A 25,411-nucleotide genomic window follows, 5' to 3' on the forward strand; every position below is an offset into this window, starting at 1 on the left:
ACCGGGTCGAACGCTCCGCCAGCGCCTTCATGTTCGGCGCATGCAGCCAGTCTGCCGGACCATCCGGAAACAGCGTCCCGTTCAACTGGTCAACCATGAATATCAATATGTTAGGCGATGTCATAAGCACTGTCCCTCACGTCGGTGCGCCGGGTCGATGGGCGAAAGCCGAATCGAGCGCCGGGTGGCTGTGCGCTAGGAGTAGTGCTTTATTGACGCGTCAGACAATAAAAAAATCATCGCCGCTCACGGCCCCTGCGCGCCCGGGTCGGCGCGCAGAGGGGCGGGTCAGGACAGCCGTGCACCGGTGCTGTCAAAGAGGTAGGATTTGCCCGCCGAGATACTCAGATTCAGGCTTTGGCCGGAACGGATCGCGTGCTGGCCGAACAGGCGCACGGTGATCTGGTGGCCGTTGCAATCGGCAATGACGTTGGTGTCGCCGCCCAGATGCTCCACATGTTTGGTGGTGATCTGGAGTGGGCCTGCGTCATCCAGCGTCAGGTCCTCGGGGCGCACACCCAGCGTGTTGCCGTTGCCCGGCTCGATCAACTCTGCGGGCAGGAAGTTCATCGCCGGAGAGCCAAGGAAGCCCGCCACAAACTGATTGGCCGGGTTGTTATACAGCTCCATCGGAGAGCCGATCTGTTCGACACGGCCATTGCGCAGCACCACGATTTTATCCGCAAGCGTCATCGCTTCGGTCTGGTCGTGGGTGACGTAGACCATCGTTGCGCCCAGTTGTTCATGGAGATTGGCGATCTCCAGCCGGGTGTTCATCCGCAGCGCCGCATCGAGGTTTGACAGCGGCTCATCGAACAAGAACAGCTTGGGGTGGCGCACGATGGCGCGGCCAATGGCGACGCGCTGGCGTTGCCCGCCCGAGAGTTCCGACGGGAAGCGGTCGAGATAATCGCCAAGGCTCAGCATGCGGCTGGCTTCGGCCACGCGTTCCTCGATGGTTTCCTTGCTTTCCTTGGCCTGTTTCAGCGCCAAGGACATATTGCCCCGCACATTGAGGTGCGGATAGAGCGCGTAGGATTGAAACACCATCGCGATGCCGCGTTTGGAGGGTGGGGTCTGGTTGACCACATTGCCTGCGATGCAGACCTCGCCAGAGGTCACATCCTCAAGTCCCGCGATGGTGCGCAGGAGAGTGGATTTACCGCAGCCCGACGGGCCGACAAAGACGACGAACTCGCCCTCGTTCACCTCGATGTTGATGTCCTTGAGGACATGCACATTGCCGAAGGATTTGTTCACATTGGTCAGGGTCAGCGCGGTCATGGCGTTACCTCTTTCAGTTTGACAGGGGTCCCGGTGCGGACGCTTTCATCCGCCGCGAGGCAGATGGCCAGCGACTGGACGGCGTCTCGTGCGTGGCGGGAGAGGTCGAGATCCTCACGGATGGCGCGCAGCATATAGGCCTGCTCCGCGTCGCAAAGGTCCTGATGGCCGGGTTCGTCGGGCAGGTCGATCAGCTGGTCGCCCTCGGGGCGGTGCACCAGCAGCCCGCCGACGCGGGTATGGCCGTCCACATCCGAGGAGCCGGATTTGTCGGCCTCGGTGATTGAGACCGAGCCTTTGGGAGAGATCACATCTTTGACGAAGAAGGCGGTCTCCGACATCATCGGCCCCCAGCCTGCCTCGTACCAGCCGACAGAGCCATCCTCAAACGTGACCTGAAACTGGCCGTAGTTATACATCTCGTGCGCGATCTCGTCCGAGAGGCGCAGGCCCATGGCGTTGACCTGAACAGGTTTTGCATCGGTGATCTGGCACCAGACATCCACGTAATGCACGCCGCAATCGACGATGGGCGCGGTGGTCTGCATCAGCGCCTTGTGGGTGTCCCACTCTGCGCCCTTGCTTTGCTGGTTGAGGTTCATACGGAACACGTAAGGTCCGCCAAGTGCGCGGGATTCCTCAATGAGCCGTACCCAAGAGGGGTGGTGGCGCAGGATGTAGCCTACCACGAGCTTGCGATTTGTCGCCTCGGCGGTGGCGACCACCCGGCGGGCGTCCTTCACCGTGGTGGCGAGGGGTTTTTCGACAAACACATGCGCGCCTGCCTCCATCGCGGCCACGGCATAGTCGGCGTGGCTGTCAGAGTATGTGGCGACGACCACCAGATCCGGTTTTGTGTCCTCGAGGGCCGCGTGAAAGTCGGTGAAGACGGGATAGCCCTGAAGATCGGGGTGGTCGACCTGGCCCGAGCGATTGACGAGGCCGACAATCTCGGCGCTGTCCTGTTTGTGATGCGCGAGGGCGTGGGAGAGGCCCATGTTGCCGAGGCCAGCGATCAGAACACGGGTCATGATGTGGCTCCTTTGCGGTTTGGGCCTTCAGGCCGGGTTGCTTGCGGCCCGGTCAGCGCCGTGCCGCAGGCATACTTCCAGCATGACCCGCCCCCCCGGGCGGGCGCTTCACGCCCTCCCGCGACCGGGCGCTGCCCTTCTGTGGTGAGGAGAGAAACCATCATTTCACCGCCCCCGACGTGATGCCGCGAATGAGCTGGCGGGAGAAGATCACATAGAGGATCAGCACCGGCAGGATCGCCATCGACAGCGCCGACAGAACCGCGTTCCAGTCGGTCACGAACTGGCCGATAAACACCTGACTGCCAAGCGTCAGCGTCTTGGTTTCCTCGGCCGGGGCGAGGATCAGCGGGAACCACAGGTCGTTCCAGATCGGGATCATGTTGAACACCGCCACGGTGGCCAGCGCAGGCCGCACCAAGGGTAGAACCAGCTTGAAGAAGATGGTGAATTCGCTGAGCCCGTCGATGCGCCCGGCGTTTTTCAGATCGTCGCTCACCTGTCGCATAAATTCATTCAGGATGAAGACCGCGAGCGGCAGGCCTTGGGCCGTGTAGACAAGGATCAGCGCCCAGAGCGTGTTCACCAGCCCGGTGGAGACCATCATCTCAAGGATCGCCACGGTGCCGATGCGGATCGGGATCATGATCCCGAGCGCCAGATAGAGCCCCATCAGCATATTGCCGCGAAAGCGATACTCGCTGAGCGCGAAGGCCGCCATGGCGCCAAACAGCAGGATCAGCGTGAGCGAGCCGACGGTGACAATGAAGGAGTTCTGAAAGTAGAGGAAGAAATCTCCCTGTTTCATCACCGTTTGATAGCCCACGAGAGAAAAGCTGTCCGCATCCGGCAGGGCCAGCGGTTCGCGGAAGATCTTTTTGCGGGTCTTGAAGCTGTTGATCAGGATCACAAAGACCGGAAACAGCGCAATCAAGGTGTAGATGATCAGCGCGCCATGCATTGCAGCCGTGTTGATCGGGTTGGAGCGTGCGGAACTCATGAGTGCCTCCCGTCAGAGCTGGTAGCGGCGCATCCGGGTCTGGATGCCGAAGAGATAAAGACAGACGCCCACAAGGATGATCGCAAACATCGCCCCTGCAATCGCGGACCCCATATGTGGATCGCCCAGTTGCAGCTGGAAGCCAAAGAACGTCCGATACATGAAGGTGCCTAAGATGTCGGTGGAGAAATCAGGCCCCGCCAGCGCGCCTTGGGAGGCGTAGATCAGGTCGAAGGCGTTGAAATTTCCCACAAAGGTCAGGATCGAGATGATCCCGATCGAGGGCAGGATCAGCGGCAGTTTGATCTTCCAGAAGGCGGCCATGCCGGTGACGCCGTCAATCTCGCCCGCCTCAAGCATTTCTTCGGGGATCGACAGGAGTGCGGCATAGATCAGCATCATCGGGATGCCGACGAATTGCCACACGGAGATCAGCGCCAGCGTGGTGAGGGCGTATTCTTCCTTGCCGAGCCATGGCGCAAAGAGTGATTTCAGACCGACCGCATCCAGCATCGAAGGCGCAATGCCCCAGATTGGCGACAGGATCAGCTTCCATGCAAAACCCACGATCACAAAGCTCAGGATCGTCGGGATGAAGATTGCGGAGCGATAGAGTGCCGCAAAGCGCAGGCGTGGGTGGCTCAGCAGGGCTGCGAGTGCGATCCCGATGGGGTTCTGCACCAGCATGTGAACGAGGAAGAACCAGAAGTTATTTCCCAGAGCGTTCCAGAATTGCTCCGACCAGATCGGATCAAAGAAGAGCGTGCGGAAATTCTCCAGCCCCACATAGACGCGCTCCTGATCGACCTCCTGAAAGAGGGCGAGGCGCAGCGTATTGAAGAGGGGGAAGATCATAACCGAGGTGTAGATCAGCACGGCAGGGGCCAAAAAGAGGGCGATATGCCAGCGGATGCGGGGCTTTTGCATGGGAACCTCCGGTCCAGGTCCCGGACGCGCGGATTGGCGCGTCCGGAAGTGTTACAACAGTGGTTTTCGTGTCGTTTCGGGGACTTACTGTTGCGGTTCGTACCAGGTCTCAAGACCGGACTGGAGCTTTGCGCCCAGAGCTTCGGGGGTCTCGGTGCCTTTGATCGCTGCGGCGGATGCACCCCAAGTCTCATTTTCGAGGTTCGGCGTGCCGCGCGACAGGATCTGGTAGGTGGAGCGGATGGTGCTTTCGCACTCGTCCCGCCAGCTGACGAATTCCTTCGCAAGCGGGTCGTCCAGTTCAACCGGCGCATTGGACAGCGGGAAGAAGCCCGGCAGCGCGTTGCCGAAGATGTCGGCAAACTCGGGCGAGGCCACCCATGTCAGAAACGCTTTGGCCGCTTCGGGATGCTCGGTCGAGGCGTTCATGCCGATCCCGATGTCGGTGTGATCGGAGATGTAGCAGGTGTCGCCTGCGGATTTGACCGGAGCCTTGAAGGCCCCCATCTCGAAATCAGCCTGCGTGTTGAAACCGGAGATTTCCCAGCTGCCTGCCGGATAGATCGCCGCGCGGCCCAGTGTGAACAGGTTCTGGCTGTCGGGATAGGTCTGCGCCTCGTAGCCGTCGCCCAGATAGTCCGCCCATTTGGCGAGCGTTTCGAAAGGCGCAACCCACTGTTCGTCGGTCAGCTTCTGCTCGCCGTCGATCAGCGCCTTGCGGCCTTCTTCGCCTTTCCAGTAGTTCGGGCCGATGTTGTTATAGCCCATGGTGGCGGCTTCCCACTGGTCGTTGGTGCCCATCGCCATCGGGATATAAGTGCCGTCTTCCTTGATTTTCTCAAGCGCGGCAAAGAATTCGTCTTCGGTTTCGGGAACCTCAAGGCCGAGCTCTTCAAAGGCTTCCTTGTTGTAGATGAAGCCGTGGATCACGGAGGCCATCGGCACGCAGAAGCTCGCGGAGCCATCGTCGGTCTGCCACGCGGATTTCGCAACATCGGAGAAGTTGCTCATCGCGTCCATATCATCAAGCGCGGCAAGGTGGCCCGCCTCATAGAGCGCAAGAGAGGCGTCAAACGGGCGGCAGGTGATCAGATCACCAGCGGAGCCCGCGTCCAGTTTGGAGTTCAGAACCGCGTTATATTCGGTCGGCGCGCTGGGGGTGAATTTCACCTTGATGCCGGGGTGGGCCGCTTCAAACGCGGGGATGATCTTGTCCTGCCACAGGGTCAGGTCGTCGTTGCGCCAGCTTTCGACGGTGAGGGTGACATCCTCGGCCAAAGCGGATGTGGCAACCAGAGCGGTGCCCGCAAGCGCGGCCAACATAAACTTACTTTTCATGGGTCTTCCTCCTATTGGAATGGATTTATTGTTGTTTTTCTTATGTGTTGAGCGATGAGAGCGCTGGGCGCAGCTTGCCGCCTGTCGTCTCCAGACGCGCGTTGGCGTCCGCGAGGTCTGTTGCGCCAGCCGCAATCAGGATGGCGCATTTCACATTGCCGCCTGCGGCCTCGATGGCGGCATTGGCGGTGTCGTCGGTGGCACCGGTGATGCGGGTCACGATCTGGCGGGCGCGGATACGCAGTTTGATATTGTCTGCGCGCAGGTTGATCATCATGCCGTCGTGGACATGGCCAAGATCGACCGCCATCAGGGTCGACAGCATATTGAGCGCGATCTTCTGAGCGGTGCCGGCCCCCATGCGGGTGGAGCCGGAGATCACTTCCGGTGGGGTTTGCAGCAGGACCGCGTGATCGGCGATGTCCAGCAGTGCCGACCCGGCGTTGTTGGCGATGCCGATGACGCAGGCGCCGCGCGTCTTTGCGAGCTTTGCGCCTGCAACCGTATAAGGTGTGGTGCCGCTGGCAGAGACGCCAATCAGCACATCATCCGGGCCGATCTCTGCGAGGGCGCGTTCCAGCTCTGCGGTTTCGTCCTCGGTGCCACCTGGCATCTCGACCCCGGTGGGCATGCCACCAGCCATATGGATGCGCAGTTGCGCCGCGGGGATCGAAAACGTGCCGCCCAGTTCAAGGGCGTCAGCTGCGGCCATCAGCCCCGAAGATCCGGCGGCGGCGTAATGCAATGTGCCGCCCGCGCGGATGGCCCGCGCCATGGCCGAAGCTCCGGCGCAAATGGCTTTTGTCGCGGCAAGAGGGGATTGAGACGCATCGTGTTGCGCATGGGCCAAAATCTCTGCCACCTCAGCCAATGGGCGGGCGTCCAGATCTTTGGCGTTTTCGTGCAATTGTTCCGTGGCAGCGGTCGACACGTGATTCCCTCCAGATTTGAACCAACAATACCCATTTGATACCTTTTGTCTACCTTTGCGTTCCAGTTGGGTTCAAAGGTTTGAATTCATCACGTAAAAATCCCGATCTTGCCGATATTTACGGCCCTACCCGCAAATTTGGTACTGATTTCATCTTTCAAAGACCGCCTTGGTATCGTATTGGTATTTTCATGACGGACACATTGAAAACCTCTGTTCTGGCTCTCGATGGTGGCGGTACGCGGTGTCGGCTGGCGCTATCCGATGGGGATTCGGTGGTCACGGTAGAGACCGGCTCGGCGAATATTTCCACCGATATGGCGGGGGCTGTGGCGCAGGTGCGCGACGGTCTTGATCAACTGGCTGAGGCGACGGGCCAGAGTGCTGCGGCGCTGGCCATGTGCCCGGTTTATATCGGAATTGCCGGGGTGACAGGCGCGCAGATCGCCGCGCGGTTCTCGGAGGCGCTGCCCTTTCAGCTGGTGCGCGTGACCGATGATCGCCCCACTGCATTGAGCGGCGCATTGGGCGGCAGTGATGGCCTCATTGCTCATTGTGGCACCGGGTCGTTCTTTGCCGCGCAGATCGAAGGGCAAAGCCGATTCGCGGGGGGCTGGGGATCGGTGCTTGGCGATCCGGCGTCGGCGCAGTGGGTGGGACGACGCGCGCTGGCCTGCACGCTTGAGGAAGTGGATCGCCTGCGCGAGCCCTCGGAACTGGGGGCGCAGCTTCTGGAGCGGTTTGGCGGCTCGGCAGAGATTGTCGCCTTTGCGGTCAAGGCGCGGCCTGCGGATTTTGGCCGGGTGGCCCCGGATGTCACCGCCTTTGCCGCCAAGGGCGACCCGCTGGCGGTAGAGATCCTGACGGATGCCGCGCATGAGATCGCCACGACGCTACATAAGATGGGGTGGAGAGCCGGATTGCCGCTGTGCCTGACCGGCGGGATTGCGCCGCAGTTCCTGCCCTATCTGCCACCGGCCATGCAGGAGGCCTGCATCGCGCCACGGGGCACGCCGCTCGACGGGGCGATTACGCTGGCGCATGAGTTCGCACGGGAGGTGCGGGATGACCATCACTGAATTCCTGAAACCCGACATCTGGTTCGATCAGGGCGCAGGACCGCGCTATGTGCAGCTGCGCCGCCGCCTCGAAGAGGCCATCCAGTCCGGTGTGCTGCCCCCCAACAGCTCCTTGCCACCCGAGCGCGAGATTGCCGAAATCACCGATCTTTCGCGCGTCACCGTGCGCAAGGCCATGCATGAGCTGGTGCAGCAGGGGGCGATCGAACAGCGACAGGGGTCTGGGTCTTTTGTACGCGAGAGCACCGCGCGGGTTGAACAATCGCTGCGTCATCTGACGTCCTTTACCGAAGATATGCAGCAACGCGGGTTGGAGACCACCTCCAAATGGCTGGAGCGTGGCGTCTTCCTGCCCACCGAAGAAGAGGTCTCTGTGTTGGGGCTGGGCGCTGAGGACTCGGTGGCCCGGATCTATCGTCTGCGGGAAGCGGGCGGTCAGCCCATGGCGCTGGAGCGCGCGGCTTTGCCGCTCAGTATTCTGCCGAACCCGCTGGAGGTGACCACCTCGCTTTATGCAACGCTTGGTCTGATCGGCCACCGCCCGGTGCGCGCGATCCAGAAAATCTCTGCCATCAATCTGGAATCGACGGAAGCCAAGCTGCTGAACGTGGCCGAAGGCACCGCCGGGCTGCGCATTCAACGTCTGTCTTTCCTCGAAGATGGCCGGGTCGCGGAACTGACGCGCTCGCTTTATCGCGGTGACGCCTATGACTTCGTCGCGGAGTTGCAACTGTCGGGCTGAGCCTCAGCCGTTGCGACCTGCCTTACTCCTACTTTCCCTCAATGACTGATCTGCCCAGTGAAAGGTTTTGAACCATGAACGCTCCTCAAACGCAGATGCGCCGTGAAATCAACGAAATCCCCGACGCGGTCGAGCGTCTTCTGAGCGAAGGCGCGGGCGCGGTGACGGCCACCGCCGCTGAAATCCGTGACCTCGCCCCGAGCTATCTGTTGTCGGTGGCGCGCGGCTCCTCGGATCACGCCTCGACCTATCTGAAATACGCCAGCGAGTTGCTCTTGGGCCTGCCGATGGCGTCGGTGGGGCCGTCGGTGAAATCCATCTACGGGGTTGATCTGAACTGTGCGGGCGCGCTGAGTATTTCGGTGTCGCAGTCGGGCAAAAGCCCGGACATCGTGCAACTGACTTCCGCCTTCCGCGATAAGGGGGCCTATACGGTTGCGATCACCAATGATGCGACCTCGCCACTGGCGGAGGCCTCGGCGGCGGTGCTGCCCATCCACGCGGGCCCCGAGCTGAGTGTTGCGGCCACCAAGACGTTTGTCACCTCGCTGGTGGCGGGGCTTTGGTTGCTGGCTGAAATCAAACAGGACGCAGAGCTGTTGGATGCGATCCGCAAACTGCCCGGACATTTGGCCAAGGCAAAGGATTGCGATTGGAGCGCGGCGGTTGAGGCCATCGACGGTCAGTCGCTGTATACGCTGGGGCGTGGGCCAAGCTGGGCGATCTCCAACGAGGCGGCGCTGAAGTTCAAGGAAACCTGCCAGATCCACGCCGAGAGCTATTCCGCGGCGGAGGTGCTGCATGGTCCGGTGTCGATCGTGGGTGAAAATTTCCCGGTGATCGCCTTTGCCGCGGCTGACGCCGCCGAGGAAAGCGTTGGCGATATGGTGCAGGCGCTCGCGGATAAGGGCGCGCGTGTCTTTGCCACCACGGATAAGGCCAAAGGCGCAGACGTTCTGCCGCATGTGCGCACCGATCACTGGATCACCGATCCGATTTCGTCGATCGTGTCGTTTTACGGCATGGTCGAAGCCGTGGCTGCGCGTCGCGGCGTGAACCCGGATGCACCGCGCCACCTCAACAAGGTTACGGAAACCGTATGATGCAACGGCTGATTACCTTTCTGGGCGGGCCGATCTTTGACGGCAAACGCCTGCGGCAAGGCTATGCAGCACAGTTTCGCGCAGGTCAGCTCGCGAAGATGGTGCCGCTGACGGAGTTGGGCGAGCGCGGTGACGTGGTGGATCTGGGCGGCGATATCCTGTCGCCCGGCTATGTCGATTTGCAGGTGAATGGCGGCGGTGGTGTGATGTTGGGCGATGCGCCGAACGTCGAGACGATTGCGACAATTTGCGATGCGCATCGCAGTCTGGGGGCGACCACGATCCTGCCAACGCTGATCACGGATACCGCCGAGAAGACCCGCGCGACGCTGAAGGCCGGGATTGATGCCCATGAGGCCGGGGTGCGTGGCTTTGGCGGCTTGCATCTGGAAGGGCCGCATCTGTCGGTCGCGCGCAAGGGGGCGCATGATGCAGCCTTGATCCGTCCGATGGAGGAGAGCGACCTGAGCGCGATCTGCGAGGCGGCGGCCCTGCTGCCCAAGCTCAAGGTCACGATTGCACCGGAGAATGTCACGCCTGAGCAGGTGACGCGGATGGTGGAGGCGGGCGTTCTGGTCTCGCTTGGCCATACGGATGCGCCCTTTGACACCTGTGTCGCCTATGCCAAGGCGGGTGCGGGTTGTGCGACCCATTTGTTCAACGCCATGAGCCAGTTGGGAAATCGCGCGCCGGGTCTGGTGGGGGCGGTGCTGGACACCGCAGAGCTGTCGGCGGGATTGATTGCCGATGGCATCCATGTGCATCCCGCCAGCCTTCGCGCGGCCTGGCTGGCCAAACGGCGCGGGCCGGGGCGGATTTTCCTTGTGTCTGACGCCATGGCGGTTGCGGGCACGGCGGATAGCGAGTTCCGTCTGGAAGGGCGCCGGATTACCCGCAGCGAAGGGCGGTTGTGCTTGTCTGATGGCACCTTGGCCGGGGCGGATCTGGATCTGACCACGGCGCTCAGGGTGCTGACCAGCCAATGCGGTGTGTCCCTGGATGAGGCGCTGGAGGCGGCGACCTCGATCCCGGCGGCGCTGATTGATGCGCCGGTGGATCTGAAGCTGCCGGGGCAGATGTTGACGGATATGATCCGCATCAAATCCGATCTGAGCGCGGCGTCACCCGTGATTGGCTAAAGGTTTGCCAAAGTGCATGGCCGGGCGCATGGGTCTGCGCCTGTGCCACCCCTTTGCAATCACCCGGTTATGCGACGACCCGGTGCGGATGCGTATAGAGGGCAAAGCGCCCACCGCGTGTTGACGCGGCAAGGGTCATGCCTGCGCGATCTGCCAGCCGCACCGCATGCGAGGTCGGTGCGGAGACGGCGATAATCATGCCCGACCCCACTTCTGCCGCCTTTTGCACCAGATCCACCGAGATCCGCGAGGTCATCACAAAGGCACCGCTGGCCGGGTCGAGCCCTTGTCGCAGCAGCGCGCCGATGAGTTTGTCGAGCGCATTGTGACGCCCCACATCCTCGCGCACTGCAATCAGGCCATGATCCGGGCAGAGAAATCCTGCCGCATGTATCGCGCGGCATTGATCGTGCAAGGGCTGGTGGCGGGCGAGGTCACTGGGCGCGGCGGCAATCGCAGCAGCCCGAAACCGCAGCGCCACATCCGACACATCACGCGGATGGCGCAGCGCTTGTTCCAGACTGTCGATGCCGCACAGACCACAGCCAATGGGACCGGCCATGGCACGGCGGCGGCTGGCAATCGCGGCACCGCGATCCTCGCGCAGCCAGAACCGCGCCTCAATGCCACTGTCATGCGCGACCTGTTCAAACTCGCGCACATCGTCAAAGCCGGTGATGAACCCTTCGGTGCGGGCAAAGCCAAAGGCAAAATCCTCAATGTCGGAGGGGCTGGCCATCATCACGGCGGCGCTGGAGCCGTCAAACACCATGGCAACTGGCGTTTCCTCGGCCAGATCGCGGCTGTGGGGCGCGACCTCATCCGCCGAGACGATCAGCCCTTCGTGGCGATGCGCGGTGAAATGCGCAGGGGCCGTGGGATGGCGCAGCGGCGCGGTCATGAGGCGTACTCCTTGGCTGAGCCTGCCGCGCTCAGGTGGGCGTTGTTTTCAGTATCATCACAGGCCCGCTCCACCGTGGCGAGACCGGTATCGCTGAGTTGGTAGAACAGGCGCTGGGATTTATCGCCGCGGCTCTCGACCATCAGCAGATCGTGGTCATGGGCTAAAAGCGTGCATTCACGCAGCACCAGCGCATGGGCAAGGCCGAACTTGCGCGCAAAACTGCGGCTGTCATGCGCGATCCCCAGATGCGCCGCTGTCATCAGACCGGCCCCGAGAGGAGAGAGCGCCTCCGGGTGATCGGCGACCAGTGCCTCAATGAGCGCCATCATGCGGACGTCTCGCTGGGGCGAAAGGTGACGGGCACGGATTTGGACGCAGGCGTAAAGCTTTTATCGCCAAAGACCTGATGCGGCACCAGCACGTTAAGCTCTGGATAGTAGCCCGCAACACAGCCCTTGGGGATGTCATAGGCCACCAGACGGAACCCCGGCGCGATGCGGTCCACGTCATCCTCGTGCAGGCCCACCACATCCATGACATCACCGGGCTCAGCATCCAGTGCGGCGATGTCATCGGGGTGCATAAAGACCACGTTGCGTTCGCCGTAGACGCCGCGATAGCGGTCATCCATGCCGTAGACGGTGGTGTTGTATTGATCGTGCGAGCGGAAGGTTTGCAGCACAAACCGCCGGTTTTCACCACGCAGGTTCTGCCATTCGGTCTGCTCTGGCAGCGGATCGGCAGAGAAGGTCGCGCGCCCGGCAGGGGTATTCCATTCACGCTCTGATGCGCCATTGCGCAGGTGGAAACCGCGCGGTTTGCGCACCGCCGCGTTGAAATCGCCAAAGATCGGCAGCACGCGGGCGATCAGGTCGCGGATCTTGTCGTTGTTTTGTGCAAGCGCGTCCCAGTCCACGGTGGTATTGCCAAGTGTGGCGCGGGCAATGCCAGCAACGATCTGCACCTCGGATTTCAGGGTCTTGGCGGCGGGCGGGTTGATCCCGCCGGAGCCATGCACCATCGACATGGAATCCTCGACTGTTACGATCTGGCGCACGCCTGCGGCGTTCTTGTCGATCTCGGTGCGGCCCAGACAGGGCAGGATGTAGCTGTGCGTGCCCGGCAGCAAATGACCGTGGTTGAGCTTGGTGGCGATATTCACCGTCAGATCAAGGTTCTGCATCGCTTGTGCAATCAGCGCGCTGTCGGGGGTGGCGCGGGCGAAATTGCCGCCAAGTGCGATAAAGGCGCGCGCGTCGCCGGACAGCATCGCGCCTATCGCCTGCAAGACGTTATGGCCACGGTCACGCGGCATCGCCACGCCCAGCTCGCGCTCCATCGCATCCAGAAGGGCTGCCGGGGCTTTTTCATTGATGCCGACGGTGCGGTCGCCTTGCACGTTGGAATGGCCGCGCACCGGGCACAGACCCGCGCCCGGACGTCCGACATTGCCGCGCAGGAACATGAAATTCGCAATCTCGCGGATCATCGGCACCGAATGGCGGTGCTGCGTGATCCCCATCGCCCATGTGGTGATGACGCGATCAGAGGCCAGATAGATCTCTGCCGCCTCTGTGATCTGGTCGCGGCTGAGGCCGGATTGGTCTTCGATCTCGTCCCAGGAGGTGGCGTTCACCGTGTCGCGATAGGCCTCAAACGCTTCGGTGTGCGCGTTCAGGAAGGCGTGATCCAGCACTGCGGGCTGGCCAGTGGCCTGTGCCGCCTCCTCGGCGGCCAGAACGACTTTGGCCATGCCGCGAAACACCGCCATGTCGCCGCCAAGGCGCGGGCGGTAATAGTCGGTCGAGGTTGCCTCGGAACCGCCGCGGATCATTTCCAGCTTGTTTTGCGGGTCGGCAAAACGGTGCAGGCCCTTTTCCTTGAGGGTGTTGAACACCACCACGCGTGCGCCGCGTTGGGTGGCGGCGCGCAGATCGGCCAGCATGCGCGGGTGGTTGGTGCCGGGGTTCTGACCAACCACAAAGATCGCGTCGGCCTTCTCGAAGTCCTCCAAAAGCACGGTGCCCTTGCCGATGCCGATGGCCTCGGTGAGGGCGACGCCGCTGGCCTCGTGGCACATATTGGAGCAATCGGGGAAGTTGTTGGTGCCATAAAGGCGCACGAACATCTGATAAAGAAACGCCGCCTCGTTGCTGGCGCGACCGGAGGTGTAGAACTCCGCCCGGTTGGGATCATCGAGCGCATTGAGGCGCGCGGCGATCCCGGCAAAAGCGTCGTCCCATGTGACCTCGACATAGCGGTCGCTGTCGGCGTCATAGCGCATGGGGTGGGTCAGGCGGCCCTGCTTTTCCAGCGCGTAGTCTGACCATGTACGCAGCTCGCTCACGCTGTGTTCGGCAAAGAATGCGGGCGTCACGCGGTCACGGGTGGCTTCCCATGCGACGGCCTTGACCCCGTTTTCGCAAAACTCGAAGGAGGAGCCATGTTCGGGGTCGCCCCACGCACAGCCGGGGCAGTCAAACCCATCGGGTTGGTTGGCCTTCAGCATTGTGCGCGCACCGGACAGGGGCTTACCGCTGCCCATCAACTGACGTCCGACGCTCTTGAGTGCGCCCCAGCCACCGGCGGCTGCGGAAGGTGCTTTTTCGGATCCGTTATTGTGGGTCATGGCTGGGGCCTTGTGACAGGCTCTGGCCGCACCGAGCCGGTCGCCAGCACCGTATGTGCTGCACGATCCGCGTCGGAGCCGGGCGGAGCAGTGGGAGGGTCATTGGTGGTGCGCGCGCCGAGATTGTCTGCGCGAGGATCGTTCGCACCTTAGATGCTGCGCCGCGGGATTTCTGTCAACGTATTGAAACGCCGTTTGAATTCGTAATTTTTGAAGTCGTGATAAGCATTGCGGATCACACGGCACTTGCTCTGGGTGACGCCAGGTCGTGAGGATTGGCACGATGTGCCACTGTTTCCGCGCCCCGGTTGCCTTAGGGTGGGGCCTAAGCGGCTGCCACGGAGAAAGATCATGAAGCTGACCGTCAACGGAACCGAGCATGAGGTCGATGTCGAGCCCGAGATGCCCCTGTTGTGGGTGCTGCGGGACGAGTTGGACATCAAGGGGCCGAAATACGGCTGCGGCATCGCCCAATGCGGGGCCTGCACGGTGCATGTGGACGGGATGGCGGTGCGTTCGTGTCAGTTGCCGGTTGGCGATCTGGAGGGCGAGGTCACGACCATCGAGGGGCTGGGTACGCCCGAGAGCCTGCATGCGGTACAGGCCGCATGGGTGGCGCATCAGGTGGCGCAGTGCGGTTACTGCCAATCGGGCCAGATCATGCAGGCGGCAGCTTTGCTCGATCTGAACCCAGCGCCTTCGGATGAAGAGATTGATGCGGTGATGTCGGGGAACCTCTGCCGCTGCGGCACCTATCCCCGTATCCGGGCCGCGATCCATGACGCTGCGCAGAAATTGAGCGAGGCCTGAGCCATGAGCCGTGTCGGAAAAATTGCCCGCCGTACATTCCTGATTGGGTCCGCCGCGATTGCCGGGGGCGTGGCCTTTGGCGTTTATATGGCGAAAAAGCCGATCCCCAATCCACTGCTTGATGATCTCAAGGACGGTGAGGCGGCGATCACGCCCTTTGTGAAGATCGACGCCAATGGCATCACCCTGATCACGCCGCGTGCGGACAAAGGGCAGGGGGCTTACTCCATCCAAGCCTACCTGATCGCCGAAGAGCTGGACATCGACCCTGCCACCGCGACGATCACCCCGGGGATGCCGGGGCAGGCCTATTACAACGCCACGGTGCTGGGCGAGGGCGTGCCGATCCCAGCCTACAAGGAAGGATTTGTGGCCGACACCCTGCGTGACTTCATGTCGGTCCCGGCCAAGCTGCTCTCGATCCAGATGACCGGCGGGTCGTCCACTGTGCCGGATGGGTTTGACCGGATGCGTCTGGCGGGGGCGACGGCGCGCGAAACCCTGAAAGAGGCGGCGGCCCGTCGGGTTGGCGTGGCGCGTGGGGATCTGCGGACCGAGAATGGCGCGGTGATCCTGCCGGATGGCACGTCCATCGCCTACACGGATCTGGCGGCAGAGGCGGCAGAGATTGACCCGGTCACGGATGTCACCCTGCGCCCCGCCTCTGCGTGGCGCTATCTGGGCAAGCCGGATCTGCCGCGTCTGGATATGCTGCGTAAATGCACCGGCACTGAGGTCTACGGCATCGACATGGAATTTCAGGACATGTTGCATGCCACCGTGCGTGCCAACCCTGCCGTTGGCACTGCGGGCGCGCGTGTTGATGCCTCGGCGGCAGAGGGGATGCGCGGGGTGGAGAAAATCCTGCCTGTCAGCAACGGTGTCGGTGTGATTGCCAACAACACCTGGCGTGCGTTTCAGGCGGCAGAGGCGCTAGAGATCGCGTGGAGCGCGCCGGACTATCCCGGCACCTCGGACGGGATATTCGCCGCGCTTGAACAGGCGCTGGGCGATCCCGACAGCTACGACCACCGCCAGCGCGATGAGGGCGATGTGGACGCCGCACTAGAGGCGGGTGAGGTCATCGACGCGCGCTATCGCATTCCCTACCTCGCCCATGCGCCGATGGAGCCGATGAACGCGGTGGTGCGGGTGCTCGACGGGCAGGTGGAAATCTGGACCGGCACCCAGATCCCGCTGTTCATCCGCGACCGCGCCGCCACCATTGCGGGCGTCGATCCAGAGGCCGTGAAGGTCTATGTGCTGCCCATGGGCGGCAGCTTTGGTCACCGGCTGGAGATGACCCATGTGGAGCAGGCGGTGGAGCTGGCGCTGACGGTGCCGGGTCGGCATCTGAAACTTACATGGAGCCGCGAAGAGGACATGAGCCACGACTACCCGCGCCCGGCCTCGGTTGCCGCAGGGCGCGGTCAGGTTGCAGATGGCAAGGTGGTGGCCTTTGATCTTTCGGTCAGCCAGTCGGCCATGGCGCCGGAGTGGTTCGGCCGACTGAGCGGAATGAGTCTGCCGGGCCCCGATGCGACGATCACTACCGGGTCGTGGGATCAGCCGTTTGCTATTCCCGACTATCGTGTCACCGGTTATCGCGCGCCAAGCATGGTGCCGGTGTCGTCCTGGCGGTCGGTCGGGGCGTCGGGCAACGGGTTTTACCACGATTGCTTCCTTGATGAGCTGATCCATGCCGCCGGGGCCGATCCGCTGGCCGAACGCATCCGCCTGTGTCTGCATGAGCCTGCGCGCAAGGTGCTGGAGGCCGTGGGCGAGATGTCGGGCTGGGATGGTCCCTCGATCGGTGAGGGGCGCGGACGTGGCGTAGGGTTCTGCATGTCCTTTGGGGTGCCCTGCGCACAAGTCATCGAGGTCACGCAGACGGAGGCGGGCATTCGCATCGATCAGGTCTATGTGGCGGTGGATGTGGGCGAGGTGCTTGATCCCACAAACCTGGAGGCGCAGGTCTTTGGCGGGGTGATCTTTGGACTGGGGCACGCGATGAACTGCGCGCTGACCTACGAGGATCACGCCCCGCTAGAGACCAACTGTCACGCCTACGAGGGGATGCGGCTCTATCAGGCCCCGCAGATTGAGGTGCGCGCGCTGAGCAACGGCAGCCGCATCCGGGGTGTGGGCGAGCCGGCTGTGCCGCCTGCCGCCCCGGCGCTGGCCAATGCGATCTTTGCCGCCACCGGGCAACGCATCCGCGAATTGCCGCTGAACAAACATATCGATTTCGTCTGAGGAGGGCCGGGACATGCAAAAGAGCGTTGTCATCCTTGCCGCGGTTTCTATCGCCGGTGCAGCCCTTGCCGAAGGTGCGCTGACCCTGCCGGAAGAGGGCAGCATCAGTCGCGCAGACGGGCAGGCGGCGTTTGAACGCATCTACGAGGTGGTGATCCATCCCAGATGCGCCAACTGCCACGTGGGCGAGGACAATATCCCGATGTGGTCCGGGCCAAGCTACGGTGAGGCGCGCCCGCATGGGATGCACATCAATGCCGGTGAGAGCCGGATCGGGGCGGAGTTCCTGCCCTGTCAGACCTGCCATGTGACCTCGGATGATTTTGACACCGCACCACACGCCGCGCCGCGCTTTGGTATTGCCTGGCAACTGGCCCCGGTGGAGTTCGAGTGGTTCGGCAAATCGCGCGCCGAGATCTGTGCGCAGCTCAAGGACCCGGAGCGCAACGGCGGACGCGACTGGCGCGAACTCGTTGAGCATCTGGAACATGACGCCAGTCTCAACGGGCCGGTGGCCTGGGGGTGGTCGCCGGGTGGAGACCGCGAACCCGCGCCCCGCACGCTGGAAGAGCATGTCGAGGATATGGCGCTTTGGGGCGCTGCGGGTCAGCCCTGCCCGGCAGAATGACCCAGGGGATTTGGCGCGCACGGGGCGACGGGTGTTGCCCCGGCAATGATTCTTGTTTGCGCGGCCAGGCCTGGCAGGTCTGCGCCGCGCCAATGGAAATCGTGCCGCAAGCCACCACGCGGCACGCATCACAGCAAGCATAGGCAGGCCCGCGCTGCGCCTGTCAGACTTCGACGGTTGTCGCCCCTGATCCGGGGACGGGAGCCCGGGATCACCACGCGATTTTCCAGCATTTTCGGGAGGCTGATGGCTTGACCATCGCCGAAAATATATTCACCAAATATATTTTATCCAATCCAGCGTTGCGGTCTTGTCAAACCCTGGGTGTTCGCCAAGACTGCGCCGTATGGGCCGCGAGCCGCCAGGTCGGACCGGCTGACAGACATTGATAAAAAACGACGAGGGGGGTCCCATGAAGACCACTACTGCACTGACACTGACGTCGCTTCTCTTGGCGTCGGCCGCGCCGTTGAGCGCGGAAACCCTGCGCTGGGCGCGCTCCGGCGACGCGCTGACGCTGGACCCGCACGCCCAGAACGAAGGGCCGACGCATACCATCCGCCACCAGATGTATGAACCACTCATCATCCGCGATGTGACCGGCGCGTTCGAACCTGCACTGGCGACCGAATGGGCCCCCAAAGAGGGCGATCCGAACGTCTGGGTGTTCAAGCTGCGCGAAGGTGTGAAATTCCACGGCGGCGAAGACTTCACCGCAGAGGATGTGGTGTTCTCCTTCACCCGCGCCAAGCAGGAAAACTCCGACATGAAGGAGCTCATCGGCTCCATCACCGAGGTGCGCGCGGTTGACGATCTGACCGTCGAGATTGTCACCGACGGGCCGAACCCGATCCTGCCGTCGAACCTCACCAACCTGTTCATCATGGACAAGGGCTGGACCGAGGCCAACGACACCGTGAACGTGCAGGACTTCGAGGGTGGCGAGATCACCTATGCCACCACCAATGCCAACGGCACCGGCCCCTATGTGCTGCAAAGCCGCGAGCCGGACGTCAAAACCGTGATGACCCTCAACGAGAGCTACTGGGGCAAGGACCAGTTCCCGCTTGAGGTGACCGAAATCGTCTATACCCCGATCCAGAACCCCGCGACCCGTGTGGCGGCGCTTTTGTCGGGCGAGGTGGATTTCCTTCAGGACATGCCGGTGCAGGATCTGGACCGCGTCAATGGCGCCGATGGCCTGATGGTGCGCCAGGCGCCGCAGAACCGGGTGATCTTCTTTGGCATGAACATGGGCGCCGATGACATCGAGGCCGACAATGTGGACGGCAAGAACCCGCTTGCGGATGTGCGCGTGCGCAAGGCGATGTCGATGGCGATCAACCGCGATGCGATCCAGAAGGTTGTGATGCGCGGCCAGTCCCAGCCTGCGGGTATGATCGCACCGCCGTTCGTCAACGGCTGGACCGAAGAGATGGATGCGGAATCCAAGACCGACATCGAAGGTGCCAAGGCGCTGATGGCTGAGGCGGGGTACGGCGATGGTTTCTCGATCCGTCTGGACTGCCCCAATGACCGCTATGTCAACGACGAGCCGATCTGTCAGGCCGCCGTGGGCATGCTCGGTCAGATCGGCATCACCGTGAACCTCGACGCCAAACCCAAGGCGCAGCACTTCCCGCTGATCACCGATGGCAAGACCGATTTCTACATGCTGGGTTGGGGCGTGCCGACATATGATTCCGAGTATATCTTCAACTTCCTCGTGCATGGTCGTGAAAGCGACATCGGCACCTGGAACGGCACCGGCTACGACAATGATGAGCTGGACGCGAAGATCAAATCGCTGGCTTCGAACACCGATCTGGACGCCCGCAATCAGGACATCGCGGATATCTGGCGGGTGGTTCAGGACGAGCAGCTCTACATCCCGATCCACCATCAGGTGCTGAACTGGGGCATGTCCGAGAAGGTCGACATCGCGGTTGATCCCGAAGATCAGCCGAAGGTCAAATACTTCAAGATGAACTGATCTCTGTCGCAGCGGACCGGCGCGCCCGGTGTGCTGCATGACATGCCAAGGTCGCCGGGGCGCATACGCATCCCGGCGACACGCGCATTGACCGGAAAGGACTTCCCGATGCTCCGTCTCTTACGCACCGCTGCCTGCGCGGCAGCCTGTCTCCCCGCAGCTCTTGTGCCTGCCGTTCAGGCCAAGGAATTTTCATGGGCGGTGACCACCGATCCGCAGACGATGGACCCGCATGCGGTCAACTCCACCCCCGTTTTGGGGTTCTTGAACAACGTCTATGAAGGCCTCGTGCGGCGCGGCAAGGATATGAGCATCGAGCCTGCGCTGGCCACTGGCTGGGAGCCGATCGGCGACGGCGAAGGCTGGCGGTTTTTCCTGCGCGAGGGGGTGACGTTTCAGGACGGCAGCACCTTTGATGCAGAGGATGTGCTGTTCTCTTATGAGCGTGCATCCAGCCCGGAATCGGACACCGCAAGCTGGTTTGCGCCGGTCTCGGATGTGGTCAGGGTCGATGACTACACCGTTGATTTCCTGACCCATTCTCCCAACCCGATCTTTCCCGACAGTATCGCCAACTGGATGATCATGGACAGCGGCTGGGCCGCGGCCAACGCGGCGACCCGCCCCGACAAGGAAAGCGGCAACTTTGCCACGCTCAATGCCAATGGCACCGGCGCGTTTCGTGTGACAACCCGCGAGCCGGGCCTGCGCACGGTGTTGGAGCCTTTTGCGGAGTGGTGGGGTGAGCCCGAACACAACATCACCCGCGCCGAAATGACCCCGATCCAGAACCCGGCCACAGCGCTTGCGGCGCTGTTGTCCGGCGATGTGGACATGATCAACCCGGTGCCCATTCAGGACGTTCAGCGCCTGCAAGGCAACCCGGATGTGAAAGTCGTGCAGGGCATCGAGGCGCGTGTGATCATGCTGGGCTTTCCGCATCAGGCGGAGGCGTTGAAATATTCCGCCGAAACCGAGGGCAACCCGTTTGCCGATGCGCGCGTGCGCAAGGCCGTTGCCCATGCCATCAATGTGCCCGCGATCCTGCGCACCATCATGCGTGGCAATGCCGAGCCAGTGAACCAACTGGTGAGCAGCGCCATGCGGGGCTATTCCGAGGCACTCGCGGATGCGCCGGCGTATGATCCGGAGGCCGCGAAGGCACTGCTGGCCGAGGCAGGTTATCCGGATGGGTTCTCCTTTGGTCTGAAATGCCCCAACAATCGTTATCTCAATGATGAGGCGGTCTGTCAGGCGGCCACCGCCATGCTGGCGCAGGTGGGGCTCACGGCAACGCTGGATGCGATGCCGGTGCAGAATTACTGGCCGGAACTGCGGGCCGGAAACTATGACATGTACCTTCTGGGCTGGTCGCCGGGCACCTTTGATGCGGAACACCCGATCCGCTTCCTTGCGGCAACCCCCAATGAGGAAAAGAAGCTCGGTTCGTGGAACTTTGGCGGCTATTCCAACGCACGCGTGGATGAACTGCTGCCCAGGATCCAGTCCGAGATCGACGAGCCGACCCGGCAGGGGATGCTCGATGAGGTGGCGCAGGTCTTGCAGGACGAGACCGCCTATGTGCCGCTTTATGTGCAACCGCTGGTCTGGGGCACCGGCAGCAACGTCACCCTGACCCAAAGGCCGGATAACTTCTTTATTCTGCGCTGGGTCTCCGTTAACTAACGCCGCTCATCAAGGCAGACGGGGGTCTCGGCCCCCTTCATCCACCCACAGGAGAGCACGGATATGCTCGCTTATATCATCCGGCGCGTGGCCCAATCCGCGCTGGTTCTTCTTATCGTCGGACTCGTGGCCTTTGCCATGTTCCGCTTTGTCGGTGACCCGATCGACAACATGCTGGGCCAGGAGCGCACCGCCGAGGACATCGAACGGCTGCGCGGACAACTTGGCCTCGATCAGCCCTTTGTGGTGCAATACTACCGGTTTCTCGAAAACGCCGTGCAGGGCAATTTCGGGGTTAGCTACCGGCAGGGGCGCCCCGTTATCGACATCCTGATGGAACGCGCGCCCGCAACACTGGAACTGGCGGCGGTCTCGGGCATTCTGGCAATCATATTCGGCATTGCGCTTGGGGTCTTTACCGCCATCAAGCGAAACGGGATCACGGCCAACCTTATTATGTCGGGCTCCCTCATAGGGGTGTCCTTGCCGACCTTCCTGATTGGTATCCTGCTGATTTATCTGTTTTCCGTGGAACTTGGCTGGTTGCCGAGTTTCGGGCGCGGCGAGGTGGTCGACCTTGGCGGCTGGAGCACGGGGTTCTTAACCGCAAGTGGCCTCAAGGCGCTGATCCTGCCGTCGATCACGCTGGGGCTTTATCAGATGACGCTCATCATGCGGCTGGTGCGTTCGGAAATGCTTGAGGTGCTTCGGCAGGATTATATCCGCTTTGCCCGCGCCCGTGGCCTGCGGGATCGCACCGTGCATTTCCGTCACGCGCTGAAGAACACCATGGTACCGGTGATAACCGTAATCGGCCTGCAAGTGGGCGCGATCATCGCATTCGCCATCATCACCGAGACGGTGTTCCAATGGCCCGGTGTCGGCCTGTTGTTCATCAACGCGATCCAGTTCGTCGATATCCCGGTGATGGCAGCCTATCTGATGCTGATTTCGGTGATGTTCGTCGGCATCAACCTGATCGTCGATATCCTCTATTTCTTTATCGATCCGCGTCTGCGCGTTGATCGCAAGGGAGGTCACTAATGTCCGGGACATCTACCCCCGCCCAGAAATCGCGCCTGCGCACCGCGCTGGAAAGCGATCTGTTCTATACCTTCAAACGCTCGCCCGTGGCGGTGGTCTCCACCGTGGTGGTTCTGGTTCTGGTGCTCTCGGCGGTCTTTGCGCCGCTGATTGCGCCCACCAACCCGTTTGACCCGGCCTCGCTCAACCTGATGAACGGCTTCACGCCGCCGATGTCGCCCAATGATTTCACCGGTGAGACGTTCTTTATGGGGACCGACGATCAGGGCCGCGATGTGTTCTCGACCATCCTTTATGGTATGCGAATTTCGCTGTTCGTTGGCGTCGCTGCCGTTCTGTTCGCCATGGTGCTCGGGATCACGCTGGGCTTGTTGTCCGGTTACCTCGGTGGCTGGGTTGAGACGGTGATTATGCGCGTCGCCGATGTGCAGCTGACCTTTCCGTCGATCCTTGTGGCGATGCTGATCTTTGGTGTCGCCAAGGGCATCACCCCGGTGGAATACCGCGATCAGATGGCGATCTGGGTGCTGATCCTTGCGATTGGCCTGTCGGATTGGGTGCAGTTTGCCCGCGTCGTGCGTGGCGCGACCCTTGTTGAAAAAAACAAGGAATACGTCGAGGCCGCCCGGCTGATCGGACGACGCTCTGGCGCGATCATGTTGCGGCATATCCTGCCCAATGTGCTGTCGCCGGTGTTGGTCATCGCCACCATCTCGCTGGCGCTGGCGATCATTGCCGAGGCGACGCTGTCGTTCCTCGGGGTGGGCGCGCCGCCGACCCAGCCGTCTCTTGGTACACTCATTCGCATTGGGCAGGGCTTCCTGTTCTCTGGCGAATGGTGGATTCTTCTCTTCCCTGCGATCACGCTGTTGGGACTGGCGCTCAGCGTCAACCTGCTGGGCGACTGGCTGCGTGACGCCCTGAACCCGAGGCTTCGCTAATGGCTGACCCTGTTCTGTCCATCCGCAACCTTTGTGTGGAAATCCCAACCCGCCACGGCATTCTGAAACCGGTCGATGGCGTCTCTTATGACATTGCCAAGGGCGAGATCCTCGGCATCGTTGGCGAAAGTGGCGCCGGCAAGTCGATGGCGGGCAATGCCGTCATCGGCCTGCTCAATCCGCCGGCGCATGTCTCCTCTGGCGAGATCTGGCTTAATGGCAAACGCATCGACACCCTGAAGGGTGACGCGCTGCGCCGCCTCCGGGGCAAGGAAATCGGTATGGTCTTTCAGGACCCGCTGACCTCGCTCAATCCGTTGTTGCGGATCGGGGATCAACTGGTTGAGACCATGCTGACCCATCTGCCGATCAGCAAATCCGAAGCGGAGAAACGCGCGGTTGCTGCGCTTGAAGAAGTCGGTATTCCCGGTGCTGCCAAACGTGTAAACAGCTACCCGCACGAATTTTCCGGCGGTATGCGGCAGCGGGTGGTGATCGCCCTGGCGCTCTGTGCAGAGCCGTCCTTGGTGATCGCGGACGAGCCGACAACCGCGCTTGATGTGTCGGTGCAGGCGCAGATCATCGCGTTGCTGAAACGGCTTTGTCGTGAGCGGGGCACGGCGGTGATGTTGATTACGCATGATATGGGCGTGATTGCCGAGGCCGCTGATCGTGTGGCGGTGATGTATGCCGGGCGGCTGGCCGAGCTTGGCCCGGTGCGCGATGTGATCACCGCGCCGGAGCACCCCTATACCCATGGCTTGATGGCCTCGACGCCGCTGGCGTCGCGTGGGCAGAAACGTCTGCACCAGATCCCCGGCGCGATGCCGCGTCTGGATGCGGTGCCCGATGGCTGTGCTTTCAATCCGCGCTGTCCGCACGTGGCCGACAAATGCCGACAGGCACCTGCGCCCAAGGTCGACGGTGCTGCCGCTGCCTGCTGGTTCCCGCTACAACATGAGGAGGCCTCCTGATGGCGCTTGTCTCCGTCAAGAACCTGAGCCGTGTGTTTGACGTGTCCAAACCCTGGCTGAACCGGGTGATCGAACGTGAACCCAAGGCTTTTCTGACCGCTGTGTCAGATGTGGATTTCGAGGTTGAGCCGCAGACCACCTATGCGCTGGTTGGCGAATCCGGGTCCGGCAAATCCACCATTGGCCGCATGCTGGTGGGGCTTTTGAATCCCTCGGACGGCAATGTGGAGATCGAAGGCGTTGATCTGGCGAACGAGACAGACGCCGCCAAGGTCGATGCGATCCGCTCTGACATCCAGATGATCTTTCAGGACCCCTACGCCTCGCTCAACCCGCGCTGGCGGGTGCGTGACATCATCGTTGAACCCGTGGCGGCGCGTGGTGGCAAGACCGATGGGCTGGCCGAACGCCTGCTGGAACAGGTGGGTCTGTCGGTGAAAGACGCGGGCAAGTTCCCGCATGAGTTCTCCGGCGGGCAGCGGCAGCGGATCTGTATTGCCCGCGCGCTGGCCTCCGAGCCGCGCCTGATCGTCTGTGACGAGCCCACCTCGGCGCTGGATGTGTCGGTGCAGTCGCAGGTGCTGAACCTGATGAGCGACCTCAAGGATAACTTTGGCCTGACTTATGTGCTGATCACCCACGATCTGACGGTGGTGCAGCATATGGCGGACCGGATCGGGGTGCTCTACCTCGGGCGTCTGGTTGAGGAGGGCGCACCGGACGAATTATTCGAGCGCCCCAAACACCCCTATACGCAGATGCTGCTGGAGGCCGCCCCGCGTATGGATGGGTTCGGCCGCGAGGTGGCCCCGCCCGAAGGTGAAATCCCCGATCCGATCAACCCGCCGCCCGGCTGCGCCTTTCACCCGCGCTGCCCGCTGGCCGGTGACATCTGTCGACAAGAACGCCCCGAGATGCGCAGGATCGGGACAACCCGAGTCGCCTGTCACATGGCGGAGGGCTGAAACAGAC

22 protein-coding genes are annotated in these 25,411 nt (G+C 62.1%); 13 read left to right on the top strand and 9 right to left on the bottom strand.

Annotation, left to right across the window (positions count from 1 at the left end; genetic code table 11):
• Positions 1-288: 288 nt before the first annotated feature.
• The 6 genes from MHM97_RS00005 to MHM97_RS00030 all read right to left on the bottom strand — a co-directional run bounded on the left by MHM97_RS00005 (position 289) and on the right by MHM97_RS00030 (position 6,511).
• Positions 289-1,284 (bottom strand): ABC transporter ATP-binding protein, encoded by a 996-nt coding sequence (locus MHM97_RS00005; protein WP_239318380.1) that lies wholly within the window; start codon positions 1,282-1,284, stop codon positions 289-291.
• Positions 1,281-2,315, bottom strand: a complete 1,035-nt coding sequence (locus tag MHM97_RS00010) for a Gfo/Idh/MocA family protein (RefSeq protein ID WP_239318381.1) — start codon at positions 2,313-2,315, stop codon at positions 1,281-1,283. Before MHM97_RS00010 ends, MHM97_RS00005 begins: the two co-directional genes overlap by 4 nt.
• Positions 2,316-2,475: 160 nt before the next feature.
• A complete protein-coding gene (locus tag MHM97_RS00015) occupies positions 2,476-3,315 on the bottom strand; it encodes a carbohydrate ABC transporter permease (RefSeq protein ID WP_009175934.1) in 840 nt (279 codons plus the stop codon).
• 12 nt (positions 3,316-3,327) lie between these two features.
• Positions 3,328-4,242: a carbohydrate ABC transporter permease gene (locus MHM97_RS00020; protein ID WP_009176119.1), complete on the bottom strand. Its 915-nt coding sequence runs from the start codon at positions 4,240-4,242 to the stop codon at positions 3,328-3,330.
• Between the two features lie 84 nt (positions 4,243-4,326).
• Positions 4,327-5,580 carry an ABC transporter substrate-binding protein gene (locus MHM97_RS00025; protein WP_239318382.1) on the bottom strand — a complete coding sequence of 418 codons (1,254 nt, stop codon included), beginning with the start codon at positions 5,578-5,580 and terminating at the stop codon, positions 4,327-4,329.
• Between the two features lie 40 nt (positions 5,581-5,620).
• Complete coding sequence (locus tag MHM97_RS00030; RefSeq protein ID WP_239318384.1) at positions 5,621-6,511, bottom strand: N-acetylmuramic acid 6-phosphate etherase; 891 nt, start codon at positions 6,509-6,511, stop codon at positions 5,621-5,623.
• 191 nt (positions 6,512-6,702) lie between these two features.
• On the opposite strand from MHM97_RS00030, the gene MHM97_RS00035 reads away from it, so the two are divergent.
• The 4 genes from MHM97_RS00035 to nagA all read left to right on the top strand — a co-directional run bounded on the left by MHM97_RS00035 (position 6,703) and on the right by nagA (position 10,574).
• Positions 6,703-7,590, top strand: coding sequence for a BadF/BadG/BcrA/BcrD ATPase family protein (locus MHM97_RS00035; protein ID WP_239318388.1), 888 nt, complete (start codon positions 6,703-6,705; stop codon positions 7,588-7,590).
• On the top strand, positions 7,577-8,332 hold the full coding sequence (locus MHM97_RS00040) for a GntR family transcriptional regulator (RefSeq protein WP_239318389.1): 756 nt from the start codon (positions 7,577-7,579) through the stop codon (positions 8,330-8,332). The genes MHM97_RS00035 and MHM97_RS00040 overlap by 14 nt, the downstream gene beginning before the upstream one ends.
• A gap of 74 nt (positions 8,333-8,406) precedes the next feature.
• On the top strand, positions 8,407-9,435 hold the full coding sequence (locus tag MHM97_RS00045) for an SIS domain-containing protein (RefSeq protein ID WP_239318390.1): 1,029 nt from the start codon (positions 8,407-8,409) through the stop codon (positions 9,433-9,435).
• Positions 9,432-10,574, top strand: a complete 1,143-nt coding sequence (nagA, locus tag MHM97_RS00050; RefSeq protein ID WP_239318392.1) for an N-acetylglucosamine-6-phosphate deacetylase — start codon at positions 9,432-9,434, stop codon at positions 10,572-10,574. The genes MHM97_RS00045 and nagA overlap by 4 nt, the downstream gene beginning before the upstream one ends.
• A gap of 67 nt (positions 10,575-10,641) precedes the next feature.
• Here the strand turns inward: nagA and fdhD are convergent, their stop codons facing one another.
• Genes fdhD through MHM97_RS00065 form a run of 3 tightly spaced genes read right to left on the bottom strand, consistent with a single transcriptional unit; the run spans position 10,642 to position 14,107 of the window.
• Entirely contained in the window at positions 10,642-11,475 is an 834-nt protein-coding gene (gene fdhD / locus MHM97_RS00055) for a formate dehydrogenase accessory sulfurtransferase FdhD (protein ID WP_239318394.1), read from the bottom strand.
• On the bottom strand, positions 11,472-11,807 hold the full coding sequence (locus MHM97_RS00060; RefSeq protein ID WP_239318396.1) for a hypothetical protein: 336 nt from the start codon (positions 11,805-11,807) through the stop codon (positions 11,472-11,474). Before MHM97_RS00060 ends, fdhD begins: the two co-directional genes overlap by 4 nt.
• Positions 11,804-14,107 (bottom strand): FdhF/YdeP family oxidoreductase, encoded by a 2,304-nt coding sequence (locus tag MHM97_RS00065; RefSeq protein WP_239318398.1) that lies wholly within the window; start codon positions 14,105-14,107, stop codon positions 11,804-11,806. The genes MHM97_RS00060 and MHM97_RS00065 overlap by 4 nt, the downstream gene beginning before the upstream one ends.
• 351 nt (positions 14,108-14,458) lie before the next feature.
• On the opposite strand from MHM97_RS00065, the gene MHM97_RS00070 reads away from it, so the two are divergent.
• From MHM97_RS00070 to MHM97_RS00110, 9 genes are all read left to right on the top strand, one after another.
• Positions 14,459-14,917, top strand: coding sequence for a (2Fe-2S)-binding protein (locus MHM97_RS00070; protein WP_239318400.1), 459 nt, complete (start codon positions 14,459-14,461; stop codon positions 14,915-14,917).
• 3 nt (positions 14,918-14,920) lie between these two features.
• Entirely contained in the window at positions 14,921-17,173 is a 2,253-nt protein-coding gene (locus MHM97_RS00075) for a xanthine dehydrogenase family protein molybdopterin-binding subunit (protein ID WP_239318401.1), read from the top strand.
• Between the two features lie 13 nt (positions 17,174-17,186).
• Complete coding sequence (locus MHM97_RS00080) at positions 17,187-17,801, top strand: hypothetical protein (protein WP_239318402.1); 615 nt, start codon at positions 17,187-17,189, stop codon at positions 17,799-17,801.
• 412 nt (positions 17,802-18,213) lie between these two features.
• Entirely contained in the window at positions 18,214-19,794 is a 1,581-nt protein-coding gene (locus MHM97_RS00085; protein WP_239318403.1) for an ABC transporter substrate-binding protein, read from the top strand.
• 108 nt (positions 19,795-19,902) lie between these two features.
• Complete coding sequence (locus MHM97_RS00090) at positions 19,903-21,480, top strand: ABC transporter substrate-binding protein (RefSeq protein WP_239318404.1); 1,578 nt, start codon at positions 19,903-19,905, stop codon at positions 21,478-21,480.
• 63 nt (positions 21,481-21,543) lie between these two features.
• Complete coding sequence (locus tag MHM97_RS00095) at positions 21,544-22,524, top strand: ABC transporter permease (RefSeq protein ID WP_009175819.1); 981 nt, start codon at positions 21,544-21,546, stop codon at positions 22,522-22,524.
• A complete protein-coding gene (locus MHM97_RS00100) occupies positions 22,524-23,465 on the top strand; it encodes an ABC transporter permease (RefSeq protein WP_216012854.1) in 942 nt (313 codons plus the stop codon). The genes MHM97_RS00095 and MHM97_RS00100 overlap by 1 nt, the downstream gene beginning before the upstream one ends.
• Positions 23,465-24,439: an ABC transporter ATP-binding protein gene (locus MHM97_RS00105; protein ID WP_239318405.1), complete on the top strand. Its 975-nt coding sequence runs from the start codon at positions 23,465-23,467 to the stop codon at positions 24,437-24,439. The genes MHM97_RS00100 and MHM97_RS00105 overlap by 1 nt, the downstream gene beginning before the upstream one ends.
• Positions 24,439-25,404, top strand: a complete 966-nt coding sequence (locus MHM97_RS00110) for an ABC transporter ATP-binding protein (RefSeq protein WP_239318406.1) — start codon at positions 24,439-24,441, stop codon at positions 25,402-25,404. The genes MHM97_RS00105 and MHM97_RS00110 overlap by 1 nt, the downstream gene beginning before the upstream one ends.
• Positions 25,405-25,411: the final 7 nt, after the last annotated feature.

Source organism: Epibacterium sp. Ofav1-8 (assembly GCF_022348185.1).
Classification (GTDB): Bacteria; Pseudomonadota; Alphaproteobacteria; order Rhodobacterales; family Rhodobacteraceae; genus Epibacterium.

Coding starts and splice junctions, on each gene's coding strand:
- MHM97_RS00005 (WP_239318380.1), bottom strand. CDS start 1,284: ATGACCGCGCTGACCCTGACCAATGTGAACAAATCCTTCGGCAATGTG.
- MHM97_RS00010 (WP_239318381.1), bottom strand. CDS start 2,315: ATGACCCGTGTTCTGATCGCTGGCCTCGGCAACATGGGCCTCTCCCAC.
- MHM97_RS00015 (WP_009175934.1), bottom strand. CDS start 3,315: ATGAGTTCCGCACGCTCCAACCCGATCAACACGGCTGCAATGCATGGC.
- MHM97_RS00020 (WP_009176119.1), bottom strand. CDS start 4,242: ATGCAAAAGCCCCGCATCCGCTGGCATATCGCCCTCTTTTTGGCCCCT.
- MHM97_RS00025 (WP_239318382.1), bottom strand. CDS start 5,580: ATGAAAAGTAAGTTTATGTTGGCCGCGCTTGCGGGCACCGCTCTGGTT.
- MHM97_RS00035 (WP_239318388.1), top strand. CDS start 6,703: ATGACGGACACATTGAAAACCTCTGTTCTGGCTCTCGATGGTGGCGGT.
- MHM97_RS00040 (WP_239318389.1), top strand. CDS start 7,577: ATGACCATCACTGAATTCCTGAAACCCGACATCTGGTTCGATCAGGGC.
- MHM97_RS00045 (WP_239318390.1), top strand. CDS start 8,407: ATGAACGCTCCTCAAACGCAGATGCGCCGTGAAATCAACGAAATCCCC.
- nagA (WP_239318392.1), top strand. CDS start 9,432: ATGATGCAACGGCTGATTACCTTTCTGGGCGGGCCGATCTTTGACGGC.
- fdhD (WP_239318394.1), bottom strand. CDS start 11,475: ATGACCGCGCCGCTGCGCCATCCCACGGCCCCTGCGCATTTCACCGCG.
- MHM97_RS00060 (WP_239318396.1), bottom strand. CDS start 11,807: ATGATGGCGCTCATTGAGGCACTGGTCGCCGATCACCCGGAGGCGCTC.
- MHM97_RS00065 (WP_239318398.1), bottom strand. CDS start 14,107: ATGACCCACAATAACGGATCCGAAAAAGCACCTTCCGCAGCCGCCGGT.
- MHM97_RS00070 (WP_239318400.1), top strand. CDS start 14,459: ATGAAGCTGACCGTCAACGGAACCGAGCATGAGGTCGATGTCGAGCCC.
- MHM97_RS00075 (WP_239318401.1), top strand. CDS start 14,921: ATGAGCCGTGTCGGAAAAATTGCCCGCCGTACATTCCTGATTGGGTCC.
- MHM97_RS00080 (WP_239318402.1), top strand. CDS start 17,187: ATGCAAAAGAGCGTTGTCATCCTTGCCGCGGTTTCTATCGCCGGTGCA.
- MHM97_RS00085 (WP_239318403.1), top strand. CDS start 18,214: ATGAAGACCACTACTGCACTGACACTGACGTCGCTTCTCTTGGCGTCG.
- MHM97_RS00090 (WP_239318404.1), top strand. CDS start 19,903: ATGCTCCGTCTCTTACGCACCGCTGCCTGCGCGGCAGCCTGTCTCCCC.
- MHM97_RS00095 (WP_009175819.1), top strand. CDS start 21,544: ATGCTCGCTTATATCATCCGGCGCGTGGCCCAATCCGCGCTGGTTCTT.
- MHM97_RS00100 (WP_216012854.1), top strand. CDS start 22,524: ATGTCCGGGACATCTACCCCCGCCCAGAAATCGCGCCTGCGCACCGCG.
- MHM97_RS00105 (WP_239318405.1), top strand. CDS start 23,465: ATGGCTGACCCTGTTCTGTCCATCCGCAACCTTTGTGTGGAAATCCCA.
- MHM97_RS00110 (WP_239318406.1), top strand. CDS start 24,439: ATGGCGCTTGTCTCCGTCAAGAACCTGAGCCGTGTGTTTGACGTGTCC.